Raw genomic sequence first — 13685 nt, 5'->3', positions numbered from 1 at the left:
GTCAGCGCACACGCAGCCGGCGCCGCGACCGGGCCGCCACGCGTCCCGCCACGACGTCGTCGACCAGTGCGCCGACGGTCTCCCCGGCGTCGACGCGGTTGGCGCCGATCCCGCCGGACGGGCCCCGCTTGATCCATCCGACGACGTAGACGCCGGGCATGCCCTCGACCCGGCCGCGGTCGTTCGGGACGGCGCCCGCGGCCTCGTCGAAGGGCAGGCCGGGCAGCGGCACGCCGCGGTGGCCGATCGCGCGCACGACGAGCCCGGCCGGGATGGCCGCGGCCCCGGCCGGCCCGGCCGTGCGCACCACCTGCACCCGCCCGTCGCCGTCGAAGGCCTCCGGGGCGGAGCCGAAGCGCAGCACCAGCCGCTTCGGGCCGTCCCCGGGCGGCGGCACGGACCAGTCGAGATGTTCCCGCCGGAGGCCGCGCAGCACCGCGGCGTGCTCGCCGTCGGCGGCGGCGTCGATGGCCGCCCCGGTGGCGGGGTCGGCGGCGTCGACCACCATCTCGACGCCGGTCCGGCGGGTGAGCGCCAGCAGCTCGGGGCGGGTGTAGGCGGCATCGGCGGGACCGCGCCGGCCCAGCAGGACCACCTCCCGCACCGCGCCCGCCCGCAGCCGCTCCAGCACCGGCCGGGCGATGGCGGTGCCCTCCAGGTCGGCCGGGTCGGCGGTGAGGATCCGGGCGATGTCGAGCGCCACGTTGCCGTTGCCGACCACGACGACGCGCTGCGCCGACAGGTCGACGGCGTCCGCACCGACCTCGGGATGGCCGTTGTACCAGCCGACGACGGTGGTGGCCTGCTCCACACCGGGCAGGTTCTCCCCCGGCACGCCGAGCTCCCGGCCCCGCGACGCCCCGACGGCGACGATCACGGCGTCGTGGCGGGCCGTCAGCTCCGCCATCATGACGTCCCCGCCGCTCTCGACACCGCCCACCTCGACGCCCAGCCGCATCCGGACGCGCTCGTGCCCGTGGTGGCGCGCGAACGTCTCGCCGATCTTCTTGGTGGCGGGGTGGTCGGGCGCCACCCCGAACCGCACCAGCCCGCCCGGCACGGCGAGCCGGTCATAGACCGTCACCCGCGCGGTGGTGTGCAGCAGCAGGTCCTGCACGGTGTACATCCCGGCCGGACCGGTGCCGACCACCGCCACGTCGAGCACGGGGAAGTCGGCGGGCAGGGCGGTGCGGAACGCCACCGGGCCCCACGCGTGGAACACCGGCGCCGCCGAGGCGGGCCTGCCCATCGGGCGGTCGGCGTAGAACCCGGCGTTCAGGGCCGGGTAGTCGGCCAGCGGGCCCGTCAGCAGCTCGGCGGGCCGGACCGCGTCCACCGGGCACGCGTCCGCGCAGGCGCCGCAGTCGATGCAGGTGCGCGGGTCGACGTAGAGCATGTCGGTGGTGCCGAAGTCCGGCTCGTCGGGCGTCGGGTGGATGCAGTTGACCGGGCACGCCGCCACGCAGGAGGCGTCGGTGCAGCAGTTCTGGGTGATCGCGTAGGGCATGGCCTCCCTCTCCGTCAGAGCAGGTTCGCGCGGCGGTAGATCGTCCGCGCGGCGCGCGTGAGCAGCCCGACCGAGCCGAGGAACTCCATCAGGCCGGCACAGCTCGACCGCAGCATCGAGTGGTGGTGCTCGTTGCCTGCGGCCTCGCGCACGGCGCGGTCGCGGTCGAGGCCCGCCGCGGTGTAGACGTCGGGGCTGACCATGCTGGTGACGATGAAGTACGCCGCGCTCGCGGTGGCCAGCGCGTCGATCTCGCGGCGCACGCGGCCGGTGCCCTTCATGCGCTCGCGCACCTCGTCGCGGGCGAAGCGCATGTGCCGCGACTCCTCGACGACGTGGATGTTGTTGACCGTGCGCACGAACGGGACGACGCGCTCGTCGCGCATCCAGTCCCGCTGCATGACGTCGAGGACCTCCTCGGCGACCAGGATGGCGCCGTACGCGGCCTGCCCGACAGCGATCGTCTTGAACGCCCGGCCCAGCTCGATCACGTGGCGCTTCGGACGGTAGGCCGGCGCGCCCAGCTTGGCCGCACCGCGGGCGAACATGATCGAGTGGCGGCACTCGTCGGCGATCTCGGTGAGCGCCCACCGGAAGGCCGGGTCGGTGGGGTCCTTGGCGTAGAAGTCCCGCAGGATCATCTGCTGCAGGATCATCTCGAACCAGATGCCGGTGCTGGCGACCGACGCCGACTCCTGGCGGGTCAGCTCCTTCTGCTGCCCCGGCGTCAGCTCGTCCCAGTAGGCGGTGCCGTACAGCGAGCACCACTCGGGGCTGGTGCCGTGGAAGCCGGTGTCCAGCGGCGTCTCCCAGTCGACCTCCGTCGAGGGGTCGTAGGACAGGATCTCCGAGGAGCGCAGCAGCCGGCTCGCCACGACGTCCTCGTCCGCGAGCATGGCGCCGTCCTGCTGGATCGTGCTGGTCACAGGGTCCTCCCCGATGTCGACTCTGGTGTTACCACCGGTAACCGTACTGCCGGTAACAGCACCGTGCAACGTGGGGGCCGGACGAGTCCCGGCACGGGTCGTGATCGACACCCGGCGGAACGCCCTGGTCACGGTGCGTGTCGACCGACCCGCATGTGCGCACGGATGATCGCGTCGATGTCGGGGTCGCCCCGCAGGCCCAGGGCCGTGGCCCGGGACGTGTCCCACTCCCCCGGCCATCCCGACGCGATGCGCTGGATCTCCGCGTCCGGCTCGTAGCGCACCAGCGCCGCCACCTCCGGGCCCGCGACCCGGCCCAGCGCCGCCACCATCTCCCCGACGGTGACCGACAGCCCGGGCAGGTTGACGCACCGCGCGGCACCGAGGTCCGCCGACCTCAGCTCGTGCCCGGCCACCAGGCAGTCGACTGCGCGCTCCGGCGAGAGGAGCCACAGCCGCGTGTCCGGCGACACCGGGCAGGCGCACTCCACACCGGCGAGCGGCTCGCGGATGACGCCGCTGGCGAACGACGACGCCGCCCGGTTCGGCGCCCCCGCGCGCACCGAGACCGTCGGCAGCCGCAGCACCCGCCCGTCCACGAGACCTCGGCGCGTGTAGTCCTGCAGCAGCAGCTCGGCACACGCCTTCTGGATGCCGTAGGACGTCTCGGGGGCGAGTGCCGTGGAGTCCAGGACGACGTCCGGGAGGTCGCCGCCGTACACCGCGACCGAGCTGGTGAACACGACGCGCGGACGGTGGCCCGCCGCCCGGCACGCCTCGAGCACGGACCGCGACCCGTCGAGGTTGATCCGCATGCCGAGGTCGAACTCCGCCTCCGCCTGCCCGCTGACGACCGCGGCCAGGTGGAACACCGACGACGTGGCCGGGCCGATCACCGCGTCCACGTCGGCGATGTCGCCGACGTGGACGCGGATCCGTGGATCGTCGGGAACAGCCGCCGCGACCTGGTCGAACAGGACGATCTCCTCGATCCGGCGCCCGTCCAGGACGCCGACGTCGAGCAACCGCGCCGCCAGCCGCGCACCCAGGAACCCGGCCCCGCCGGTGATGACCACTCTCATGGCCCCGACCCTGCCAGGCCGATGCCCTCGGCGCTGCGGATGGCGAACCCGGGGTTCCAGCAGCCCCAGGTGCTGGCAGTCAGGGAGCCCGGGGCGGGTCAGGACGCGGAGGCCACCGTGGCCACCGTGGCCACCGGATCGCCGGCGCGCCACCCACCGGGCCCGTTGCGATGATCATGAACTGGGCCGGAGTACCGATGGTCGTCCGAGCCCGACCGCTCAGAACGGCGGCGGCTCGAAGGGGTCGGTGGGCGGTGGCGGGGCCCGCTCCTGCGTGGGTTCCGGCGGTGGGCGGCGCAGGATGGCGCCGTCGTCGTACCGGATCCGGTCGTGCTGCTCCTCGGGCTCGGTGGGGGTGGCGGTGGGGTCGGGCAGCGGCGGGTCGAGGAACTCGCCTCGGGACCGGTAGCGCCCGCGGGCCAGCTGCCCCGTCGTCCTGCGGGGCGCGACCGGGACCGCGACCGCGCAGATCCGTGCGATCAGCTCCGGAGCCAGTCCCGTGAGGTAGCGGTCGAACACCCGCACCCGCGGCCGATCCAGATCACCGGACCACCAGGCGGCGAACACCACGGGCATCGCGTGCACGACGGACTCGGCGAAGTCGTGCTCGCTGTCGGCGGCGTTGCGCGTCCAGTACAGGGCGGCGCGGGTCTCCTCCGCGGCGTAGCGTCCCGGCCGCGACAGGCGCGCGACGAGCCCGGGCGCCGGGATCGTCTCGCAGCGGCCGACCTCGGCCAGGGTGGCGACCATGCGGGCCTGTTCGTGGTTGAGCTGGCGGTGCTGGGCGGCGAGGACCTCGAGCATCCGGTCGTGGGGCACCCGATCCAGCTCGATCGCCCCGAGCGCAGCGGCCAGCGCCGGGCCGGGCGGCATCGCCGCCAGGCCCTCGGGCACCACCACCGCCTCCATGGATCGAACATACCTTCGATCACCGACAGTCTTGAGCGGAGCGGGCCGGCCAGTCCTTTCCCCCCGGCAGGCGCGTGGACCCCGCACCGCGCCACCCGGTTGTAGCGTGACGGCGTGCCGGCAACCACGTTGGACCGCGAACAGCTCGGGCACCTGCGCCACTGGGACAACCTCTCCCGCCAGCAGCCCAACGACTGGTCGCTCATGCAGGGCAAGGGCTACGGCCAGGACGACTTCGGCGGCTACCGCTTCCAGCTCGCCTACATGCTCTACGGCCTCGCGCTGGCCCACCGCCACCGGCTCCCGGCCGCGCCCGGGCTGTTCCAGCCGATGATGCAGCGGCTGATCGCGAAGCTGCTGCTGCCCGAGGTGTGGATGTACTGGCGCGACGTCAGCCGCGGCGGCTCGGTGTTCAACGCCCACCTCGCCGACCGGCTCCACGAGGAGTGGGACCCGGTCGTCCGCGACAACATCATGTACAGCGCCTACGTGCAGTCCTGCGCCCTGTTGCACGACCACCTGTTCGCGGCCGACCGCTACGCCGCACCCGGATCCCTGACGTTCCGGCACTGGTCGTTCTTCTGGGGCGGGGCCGAGAAGCGGTTCACCTACGACCGCGACTCCCTCAACGAGCACCTGTACTGGCAGATGGTGCAGAACGGCTACATCGGCGTGGCCTGCGAGCCCAACTGCGTGTTCCAGATCTGCAATCAGCCCGCCATCCTCGGGTTCCGCCTCCACGACCTGATCACCGGCGGGGACCGCGCGACCGAGGTCGTCGCGGGCTACGAGCGGGCCTGGGCCGATTTCGGGCGCCTCGACGACCGCGGCCACTACGCGATGATGGTCTCCGAGGACTCCCGTGCCGTCCGCGCCAACGACGGGCCCTCGCCCTGGGTCGACGCCTGGTGCGGCGCGCTCATGAACACCTGGAACCGCGACTTCGTGCGCGAGCACTACCCCCGGCAGGTCGCGGCGTTCCTGGTCCCCGGAACCGACGGCACGCTGTCGGTGCGCAGCGCCCCGGCCCGCGAGGTCATGGGCCAGCAGGTCGTCTCCGACACCTGCGACACCGGCTGGGTGGCCGCGTGGGCGTCGGAGATGGGCGACTGCACCACCCTCGAGGGCCTGCTCACCCACGCCGACCGGTTCATGCACCCCACCTGGCGCGACGGCGGGCTCTTCCACCCCCGCAACGACACTCCGGCCGACGCCGACGGGCACCGCACCGAGATCGAGCCGATGACGGGCAACGTGCTGCTCGGCTACGCCCGGCTCAACGTGTCCGACGGGCTCTGGGGTCTCTACAACCGGCCCTGGGGCCCGGAGCACTTCACCGAGCCCGCCCTCACCGTCGTCGACCGCGACGTCGAGGTCAGCCGGGCCGAGGTCGTCGACGGCGTGCTGCACGCCCGGATGCGGCGCATCGGCGAGGTGCCCGGGGAGGGCACCGTCACGGTCGGCCGCGTCCCCGACGGCGCCCGCCTCGTCCTCGACGGCACCGACATCGCCACCACCGCCGGCGAGGTCGTCGTGCCGGTGCCGACCGGCCCCGCCGTCGACCTGGTGCTGACGCCGTGAGCGAGCTCGTCGCGTTCGACCTCGTCGACCACCACGGCACCCCCGTCACCGCGGAGACCTACCGGGGCCGCTGGCTGATGGTCCAGTTCGGGTTCACCGCGTGCCGGGTGGTCTGCCCGCGTGCGCTGGCCAAGCTCGACGCCGCACTCGACGGTCTCCGCGCCCGGCCGGTACCGCTCTACGTCACCGTCGACCCGGACCGCGACTCCCCCGACGTCCTGCGCACCCACCTCGAGGCCGCCCACCCCCGGTTCACCGGACTCACCGGCAACCCCGGGCAGATCGAGCGGGCGAAGCAGGCCTTCCAGATCTTCGCCCGCCGCCGGCCGGACGCCGAGGACCCCGACGGCTACGCGGTGCCCCACACCGCCATCACCCACCTCGTCGACCCCGACGGCCGCCGGGTCGCGCACTGGGCCGACACCGTCCCGGCCGACCGGATCGCCGCCGACCTCGTCGCTCGCCTCGCAGTGGCCGACGTCAGCGCGGCTGGATCTCCCCCATGGGGCCGAAGCCGTCGTGCGGGGTGTCGATGTAGATGATCTGGGGCTGCGCCGACACGAGGTCGGGCGCGGTGTCGAAGAACCGCTTCACGTACGGCTGGGCGACGTGGGTGGAGCCCGCGTCGCCGTCCTTGAAGCCCTCGATGCAGACGAACTCGTTCTCGTCGTCCAGGCTGCGGGAGAACTGGAAGAACAGGCAGCCCTCCTCCGAGTTGACGTCCTTGCTGTAGGAGTCGGCCAGCGCGAGCCACTCGTCCATCTTGTCGGGGCGGATGGACATCTTGATGTTGATCAGGATCATGCGTCGATCCTGGTGGGGTCGCGCGGGCCCGTCAACGATCGGCTCAGACTGCGACGCTCACGCCGGGACGGGCCACGCCACGCCGCATGCGCCCGCACAGGCGCGGCGCCGGTCGACGACGAGCACGGCGGCGACCGTGCCCCGCGGGGATGGTCACCCCGGTGGCGTGGCCGGCCTGATCAGGACGGCTGCCAACCCGGGTCGCGCCCGGCGAGGCCGACGAGGCGGTCGAGCACCGGCGCCGTGTCGGGAACCGCCACGGCCGGGCCGAACGGCCCCTCGCTCACCTCGCCGGGCACCGCGAACCCCGCCACCCAGCCGGCCACCGCCGTCACCGCCGCGGGGTCGGTCCCGTAGGGCTGCCCGGTGGCGCGGGCGAGGTCCCAGCCGTGCACGAGGACCTCGTTCAGCGCGATGAGTGCGGCCACGTGCCCCGGGACCTCGATCGGCCCGGCCATCGTCATGCCCTCGTACGCGGCGGGCTCGGCCCAGGCCGCGGCCAGCTCGGCCAGGTCGTCGGTGATGCGCTCCCGCCAGCCCTCCGGCAGGCGTGACCCGTCACCGGAGGCGTCACCGCCCAGGGCCTGCTTGCGCGCCGCCGCGGTGAAGGCCACCGTCAACCCGGCGACGTGGTCGAGCAGGTCGGCCACGGTGTACGCCGGACACGGCGTGGGGGCGTCGAGCTGGTCGTCCCGGACGCCGTCCACCACCTGGGCCAGCGCGCGGGCGGCGGGACCGAACTCGACCGTCTCTGTCGTCTGCGTCATGCGGGTAGGACCCGCGACGGGCGCCGGACTCATCGGTGGGCCGGTGCCCCGGTCTCACCAGGCGATCGGGAGGGCGTGGACGCCGTAGACGATCCCCGCCTGACCATCGCGAACATCACCGTGGCCGCCCCGCCGATCACCAGCCGAGCCGATTCCTCCGTCGGGCGGTAGTACGGACAATGCGGAATCGCGGAACGGGGATCACGATCCGATCAGCGACCGGCTGCGCGGTCCGAGTACCCGCTTCGCGACGGCGGTGCCGGCCGCCGCCGCCGCGACCACCGCCACGGTCAGCACGAACCACGACACCAGGTTGCCCTGCGGTACGGCGCCGAACAGCGCCACGGACGCCAGCGTGAACGCGAACAGCAGGTACACGTGAACGAAGAAGATCGTGAAACTGATGTCGCCGATGAACGTCAGCCGGTCGCCGATCAGTCCCTCGCACCGCTGCAGCAGACCGACCAGCGCGAACGCCAGCACGAGCTTCATCAGCAGCATCCAGTCGACCCACCCGTACTCGCCGGAGAACAGGTTGCGGGAGTAGTCGCCGCCGTGCACCGGCGAGAACAGGAACCTGATGACCACGGCGGCGGCCCACAGCCCGAGCAGCCACGGCCAGATCCGCAGCAGCAGCGGCCCGAGGCGGGCGCGCTCGTGGCCCACCCACATCCCGATGACGTAGACCGGCAGGAAGTAGAGGGCGATGGCGGGCGTCTGCGCCTCGGGCGGCCGCTGGGCCACCGTCGAGAGCACCAGCAACGGCACCGCCACCCAGTAGAGCCGCGGATGCCGCACGATGCGGATGAACAGCGGCGCCGCGAGGTAGAACAACGTGATCATCGGGATGTACCACATCGGGTAGTCCGGCGTGCCGAGACCGGTCACGAGAATCGTGGCGACCCGCAGCAGCGGGGAGCCGTCGGCGTGCCGGTTGGTCCACAGGACGAACGCGATCCCGGGCAGCAGGGTGATCACGTACGGGAGGATGACGTTGCGCAGCTTCCGCCCCAGATAGCCGCGGTAGTCGTACGACGCGGACAGGTACTGGAAGAGGAATCCGGCGATGAACAGGAAGAGGACGGTTCCGTAGTCGAGCACGTCGGCCAGCAGGTCCATCGTCCGCGGCTCGGCGTCGCGGCCCAGCGTGAACGCGGCGTGCCCGGCCACGATGACCAGGATCGCGACGGCCCGGAAATTGTGGATGTAACGGAGAAACACGGCACCCCTCTCGATGACGATCGGCCACCTATCGAGAGGTCGAGATCCGCTGTTACGGGGAACCGGAGGCGTTGGCGGTCCCTTCACCGGATGCTTGCCGTGCGGTAACCCGCGGGGCCGCGGGGTAGGTTCACGCCCGTGACCAGGCTGCTCATCGTGGAGGACGACGACATGATCGGCGGCGCACTGGCGGAGAGCCTGCGCGCCAACGGGCACGACGTGGTCTGGGCCCGCGCGGGCGCGCAGGCCCTGGACGAGGGGGGCTCGTTCGACCTGGTGCTGCTGGACCTCGGCCTCCCCGATCTCGACGGCGTGGAGGTGTGCCGCCGGCTGCGGCTGGCCCAGCCGGGCACCGTCATCGTGATCCTGACCGCGCGCAGCGAGGAGATGGACGTCGTCGTCGGGCTGGAGGCCGGCGCCGACGACTACCTCGTCAAGCCCGTTCGGCTCGCGGAGCTGCACGCGCGGCTGCGCGCCCACCTGCGCCGCGGCGCCCCCACCGCGCCCGAGCGGTCGCTGATCGGGGACCTCGTGGTCGACAGCGCGAGCCGGCGCGTCACCGTCGCCGGCCGGGAGGTGGTCCTGCGCTCCAAGGAGTTCGACCTGCTGGCCCGCCTGGCCGCCGAGCCGGGCAAGGCCGTGGGGCGGGAGACCCTCATGGCCGACGTCTGGGACGAGCACTGGTTCGGCTCCACCAAGACCCTCGACGTGCACATCGCCACGCTGCGCCGGCGGCTGCGCGAGCACGCCGACGCCGGCACCATCCCCGAGATCACCACGCTGCGCGGCCACGGGTACCGGCTCGAGGCCGGCCCGGAGATCCGCTCACAGCCGTGACACGCGGCGCAGCCCCAGCTCCTCCCGCACCTCCCGCTCGACGAGCACGCCGGTGAACCTCCGTACGCGCCGGTGGGCGTAGGTCGCGGCGGCACGCTCCAGCGCCCCGTCCAGCGCGGCCGGGTCCAGCCCGACGGCCTCGGCGTCCCGGAGCAGGGCGTCGTGCACGTCGGCCAGCTGCGCCGCGACCGCCGCGTCGTCGGCGGCCACTACGACCGCGCCAGGTCGGGGCGCACGACCATGACCGGGCAGGCGGCATGGTGCAGGAGTGTCTGGCTGACCGAGCCCAGCAGGGTGCCCACCAGGCCACCCCGGCCTCGGGAACCGACGACCAGCAGCTGGGCCCCCCGCGAACGCTCGCGCAGCGCGTGCGCAGGCCGGTCCCGGGCCACCACCCGCTCGACCGCGACATCCGGGTACTTGACCGCCCACCCGGCGAGGCGCTCGGCCAGCACCTGCTGCTCCTCGGCCTCGACGGCGGCCCAGTCGATCAGGGGCGCCACCGACCCGTCGACCATCGTGTCCCGCCAGGTGTGCAGGGCCACCAGGCCGACACCGCGCGCCGACGCCTCCTCGAACGCACAGGCCAGGGCGGCCTCGCTGACCGGTGAGCCGTCCACCCCGACCACGACCGGGCCCACCGCGGGGATCGGGCCACCCGGCTCGGTCCCCCGCACCACCACGGTCGGGCACGCCGCACGCGCCGCGACACCGGTGGCCACGGACCCGACCAGCAGGCCGGTGATGCCGGCCAGGCCCCGGTCCCCCACGACGACGAGCTGCGCGGCCGCGGACTCGGCGACGAGCCGGGGTATCGGATCGCCGGTGAGCAGGTCGGTCTCCACCGGCACGCCGGGCGCCACCAGGGCGGCGGCCGCGCCGGCCACATCGAGCCGCTCGCGGGCGGCCCGGGTCAGCACCTCGCGGTAGGACGGGTCGGCATGGTCGGCATGGTCGGCATGGTCGGCATGGTCGGCATGGTCGGCATGGTCGGCATGGTCGGCATGGTCGGCATGGTCGGCATGGTCGGCATGGTCGGCATGGTCGGCATGGCCGGGTTCGCCGTCCTCGACGGGCAGCCAGCCGAACGCCTCCACCAGCCGCAACCCCGTGCGGCGCCGCTCCGCCTCCACCGCGGCCCACCGCACCGCGTCGAGCGCCGACCTCGAACCGTCGATGCCGACCACCACCGGACGCGGGACAGGGTTCCTGCTGGCCATCGTTCTCCTCCACTCGTGCGGAGCAGCCAGGCTCGCGCGGCCGGCCGCGCGGCGGCAGGGCCGACCGGCCCCGCATCGGGGGGCCACCGGCACTGCCGCCGACGCGCCCGGCACTCCCAGGCTGGGGACCACCGACATCGAGGAGCACGTCATGCACGTCCGGATCGGGATCAACGGCATGGGACGGATCGGGCGCGCCGTGCTGCGGTCCGTCGTGCAGCGGCCGGACTCACCGGTGGAGGTGGTGGCGGTCAACGACATCGCGCCGGTGGCCACGCTCGCGCATCTCCTGCGCTACGACTCCACCTACGGCCGGTGGGACGTCCCCATCGAGACCGACGACGACCACCTCACCGTCGACGGGCACCTCGTGCGGGTGCTCGACCACTCCCGCCCCGAGGACGTGGACTGGCGCGCGCTCGGCGTCGACGTCGTGGTGGAGGCCACGGGCCGGTTCCGCATCCGGGAACGGGTGGGCGCGCACCTCGCGCACGGCGGTGCCCGCAAGGTCGTGCTCACCGCGCCCGGCGAGGTGGATGTGACGGTGGTCCTCGGCGTCAACGACGACGAGTACTCCCCCCACGACCACCACATCGTGTCCAACGCGTCCTGCACCACGAACTGCGCGGCCCCGATGGTCGACGTGCTGCACCGGTCGTTCGGGGTGCGGCACGGCCTGCTGACGACGGTGCACAGCTACACCGGCGACCAGAACCTCATCGACGGGCCGCACAGGGACCTGCGCCGTGCCCGCTCGGCCGCCACGAACATCGTGCCCACCAGCACGGGAGCGGCCCGCGCGATCACGACGATCATCCCCGAGCTCGACGGACGGCTCGACGGGGTGGCGGTGCGGGTGCCCGTGGCCGACGTGTCGCTCGTCGACCTGACCGTGCAGCTGGCCGAGCCCGCCACCGTCGGACAGGTCAACCGGGCGTTCGCCACGGCCGCCGAGGGCCACCTGAAGGGGATCCTGCGGTACACGAGCGACCCGATCGTCTCCCGCGACGTGCTCGGCGACCCCGCCTCGTGCGTCCTCGACTCCGGCCTGACCACCGTCACCGGCGACCTGGTGAAGGTCTTCGGCTGGTACGACAACGAGTGGGGCTACGCCCAGCGCACCGTCGACCTCGTCGAGATGGTGGCCCGCACGCTGCCCGGCCGCTGATCTCAGGCGGGCGCGGCCCCGACCGTCCGCAGGTGGTGGTCGGTGGCGCCGAACATCGCCTCGACGCCGAGGATCCGCTTGTGCAGGTGGCCCACCGGCAGCTCGTCGGTCATGCCGACCCCGCCGTGCGTCTGGATCGCGGCCTCGCCGAGCGACCGCCCGAGCCGTCCGGCCTGGGCCTTCAGGATCGCGATGTCGCGCGGACCCGCGCGCCCGGCCTCGGCGAGGGCCGTCGTGTACAGCAGGGTGGAGCGGGCCTTCAGGTACCCGAGCTTCCCGGCGTCGAGCGCACGATCGCCTGCCGGGCGTCGAACCCGTAGTCGCGCCGCAGGTAGCGCGACAGGGAGTCGCGCAGCATCGTCTGCTCCGCGGTGTAGCTGAAGTCCATGCCCGTCCCTCAGGTCCGCAGCGTGCGCGCGATGAGGTCGCGCTGCACCTCGTTGGTGCCGGCGTAGATCGTGGTGGCCCGGCTGTTGAGGTAGAAGGGCATCGCGACGAGGGCGAGATCGCCGCCGAGGGCCTCGATCCCGGCGCCCACCTCCAGGGCGCCGCGCTGGTCCGGCAACGCGTCGAGCCCGGCCACCCGCGTCATCATCAGCGTGCGTGAGCTCGGAGCCGAGCACCTTGTTCATCGACGGGAAGGCCGGGTCCGCGGCGATCGGGTGCCCGCCCAGCGCCAGCTTCTCGGCGTGCTCGTAGGAGGCGACGTCGGCCTCGAGCTCCCCCAGGTCCCGCTGGAACACCGCGTCGTCGGCGAGCGTGCCCCCGAACGCGGACGGTGCGGCGGCCGCGGCCCGCCGGACCACCTCGATCCGCCGGCGCAGCACGGGGCTGTCGGCCGACACGCCCCGCTCGTGCCGGAGCAGCTGCTTGGCCACCGACCACCCCTCGTTCTCGGCCCCGACCCGCCCCGACTGCGGCGCGCGGACGTCGTCGAAGAACACCTCGCACTGCTCGGGCACCCCGTCGAGCCCGACGATCGGCCTGATGACCATGCCCGGGAGGTCGGTGCGGTCCAGTAGCAGGAACGTGATGCCCTGCTGCTTCTTCCCCGCCCGGCTCGTGCGCACGAGCATGAACATCCGGTTGGACCGGTGCGCCAGCGTCGTCCAGATCTTGCTGCCGTTGATCACGTAGTCGTCGCCGTCGGCCACGGCGGAGCAGCTCAGGGAGGCCAGGTCGGAGCCGGCGTCGGGCTCGGAGTAGCCCTGGGTCCAGGAGTCCTCGGCCGAGAGGATGCGGGGCAGGTAGCGGGCCTTCTGCTCGGCCGTGCCCAGCTCCATCAGCAGCGGACCGATCATGCGCAGCGCGTTGGGCAGCAGCGGGGGCAGGCCGCGCTTCTGGTACTCGTCGGCGTAGACGTAGCGCTGCTGCACCGACCAGCCCGTGCCGCCGTGCTCCACCGGCCGGTCGGGGGCGGCCCAGCCGCGGGCGTGCAGGATCCGCTGCCAGGCCATGGTCTCGTCGAACGGGGCGAAGGCGCTGGTGGTCTTGCGGCCGGCCTCGCGGATCGCGTCCGTCGGGGCGGTGTCGAGGAACTCCGCCACCTCGGCGCGGAACCTCTCGAGATCGGCGTCCGGCTCGATGTCCACGGGAGCCGACACCAGCTCGTCATCGCCGCCCACCCACGCTGCGCACGAGACGAGCTGCCCCTCACCGCGCA

15 protein-coding genes and 1 pseudogene are annotated in these 13685 nt (G+C 73.2%); 4 read left to right on the top strand and 12 right to left on the bottom strand.

The annotated features are described in order from the left end of the window. Position 1: 1 nt before the first annotated feature. From BGP03_RS20550 to BGP03_RS20535, 4 genes are all read right to left on the bottom strand, one after another. Positions 2–1507 carry an FAD-dependent oxidoreductase gene (locus BGP03_RS20550; protein WP_298799165.1) on the bottom strand — a complete coding sequence of 502 codons (1506 nt, stop codon included), beginning with the start codon at positions 1505–1507 and terminating at the stop codon, positions 2–4. Between the two features lie 14 nt (positions 1508–1521). Further along, positions 1522–2403 (bottom strand): diiron oxygenase, encoded by an 882-nt coding sequence (locus BGP03_RS20545; protein ID WP_296372183.1) that lies wholly within the window; start codon positions 2401–2403, stop codon positions 1522–1524. Between the two features lie 158 nt (positions 2404–2561). Continuing rightward, positions 2562–3515 carry a D-erythronate dehydrogenase gene (denD, locus tag BGP03_RS20540; protein WP_298799164.1) on the bottom strand — a complete coding sequence of 318 codons (954 nt, stop codon included), beginning with the start codon at positions 3513–3515 and terminating at the stop codon, positions 2562–2564. Between the two features lie 219 nt (positions 3516–3734). Next, positions 3735–4424, bottom strand: coding sequence for a hypothetical protein (locus BGP03_RS20535; protein ID WP_298799163.1), 690 nt, complete (start codon positions 4422–4424; stop codon positions 3735–3737). Between the two features lie 114 nt (positions 4425–4538). Here BGP03_RS20535 and BGP03_RS20530 point away from each other — a divergent pair, with 114 nt between their 5' ends. Next, complete coding sequence (locus BGP03_RS20530; protein WP_298799162.1) at positions 4539–6005, top strand: hypothetical protein; 1467 nt, start codon at positions 4539–4541, stop codon at positions 6003–6005. Further along, positions 6002–6547: an SCO family protein gene (locus tag BGP03_RS20525; protein WP_296371993.1), complete on the top strand. Its 546-nt coding sequence runs from the start codon at positions 6002–6004 to the stop codon at positions 6545–6547. The genes BGP03_RS20530 and BGP03_RS20525 overlap by 4 nt, the downstream gene beginning before the upstream one ends. On the opposite strand, the gene BGP03_RS20520 is transcribed toward BGP03_RS20525, so the two are convergent. The 3 genes from BGP03_RS20520 to BGP03_RS20510 form a co-directional block, all read right to left on the bottom strand. Continuing rightward, a complete protein-coding gene (locus tag BGP03_RS20520; RefSeq protein WP_296371995.1) occupies positions 6486–6809 on the bottom strand; it encodes a putative quinol monooxygenase in 324 nt (107 codons plus the stop codon). The genes BGP03_RS20525 and BGP03_RS20520 overlap by 62 nt on opposite strands. A 179-nt stretch (positions 6810–6988) precedes the next feature. Beyond that, positions 6989–7576, bottom strand: a complete 588-nt coding sequence (locus BGP03_RS20515) for a TIGR03086 family metal-binding protein (RefSeq protein ID WP_298799161.1) — start codon at positions 7574–7576, stop codon at positions 6989–6991. Between the two features lie 201 nt (positions 7577–7777). Further along, on the bottom strand, positions 7778–8797 hold the full coding sequence (locus BGP03_RS20510; protein WP_298799160.1) for an acyltransferase: 1020 nt from the start codon (positions 8795–8797) through the stop codon (positions 7778–7780). A 138-nt stretch (positions 8798–8935) separates the two neighbouring features. Between BGP03_RS20510 and BGP03_RS20505 the strand changes: the two genes are divergently transcribed. Beyond that, a complete protein-coding gene (locus tag BGP03_RS20505; protein ID WP_296372001.1) occupies positions 8936–9634 on the top strand; it encodes a response regulator transcription factor in 699 nt (232 codons plus the stop codon). On the opposite strand, the gene BGP03_RS20500 is transcribed toward BGP03_RS20505, so the two are convergent. Both BGP03_RS20500 and BGP03_RS20495 read right to left on the bottom strand, forming a co-directional pair. After that, positions 9623–9844, bottom strand: coding sequence for a hypothetical protein (locus BGP03_RS20500; protein WP_296372004.1), 222 nt, complete (start codon positions 9842–9844; stop codon positions 9623–9625). The genes BGP03_RS20505 and BGP03_RS20500 overlap by 12 nt on opposite strands. After that, positions 9844–10854: a universal stress protein gene (locus tag BGP03_RS20495; RefSeq protein WP_299737085.1), complete on the bottom strand. Its 1011-nt coding sequence runs from the start codon at positions 10852–10854 to the stop codon at positions 9844–9846. Before BGP03_RS20495 ends, BGP03_RS20500 begins: the two co-directional genes overlap by 1 nt. Before the next feature lie 151 nt (positions 10855–11005). Here BGP03_RS20495 and gap point away from each other — a divergent pair, with 151 nt between their 5' ends. Further along, on the top strand, positions 11006–12022 hold the full coding sequence (gene gap / locus BGP03_RS20490; protein WP_296372009.1) for a type I glyceraldehyde-3-phosphate dehydrogenase: 1017 nt from the start codon (positions 11006–11008) through the stop codon (positions 12020–12022). A 2-nt stretch (positions 12023–12024) separates the two neighbouring features. On the opposite strand, the gene BGP03_RS36010 is transcribed toward gap, so the two are convergent. The 3 genes and pseudogenes from BGP03_RS36010 to BGP03_RS36000 all read right to left on the bottom strand — a co-directional run. Beyond that, positions 12025–12264, bottom strand: a complete 240-nt coding sequence (locus tag BGP03_RS36010; protein WP_363094176.1) for an acyl-CoA dehydrogenase family protein — start codon at positions 12262–12264, stop codon at positions 12025–12027. Positions 12265–12419: 155 nt separating this feature from the next. Beyond that, entirely contained in the window at positions 12420–12512 is a 93-nt protein-coding gene (locus BGP03_RS36005; protein ID WP_363094174.1) for an acyl-CoA dehydrogenase family protein, read from the bottom strand. Between the two features lie 496 nt (positions 12513–13008). Continuing rightward, positions 13009–13569 (bottom strand): annotated as a pseudogene (locus BGP03_RS36000) (acyl-CoA dehydrogenase family protein); the annotation flags it as partial. Between the last annotated feature and the right edge of the window lie 116 nt (positions 13570–13685).

Origin of the sequence: Pseudonocardia sp. 73-21, from assembly GCF_001899645.1 — a bacterium.
In the GTDB taxonomy this organism is placed as follows: Bacteria; Actinomycetota; Actinomycetes; order Mycobacteriales; family Pseudonocardiaceae; genus Pseudonocardia.
The sequence above is the reverse complement of the archived record's forward strand: the minus strand, read 5'-3'. Positions and strand labels throughout refer to the sequence as shown.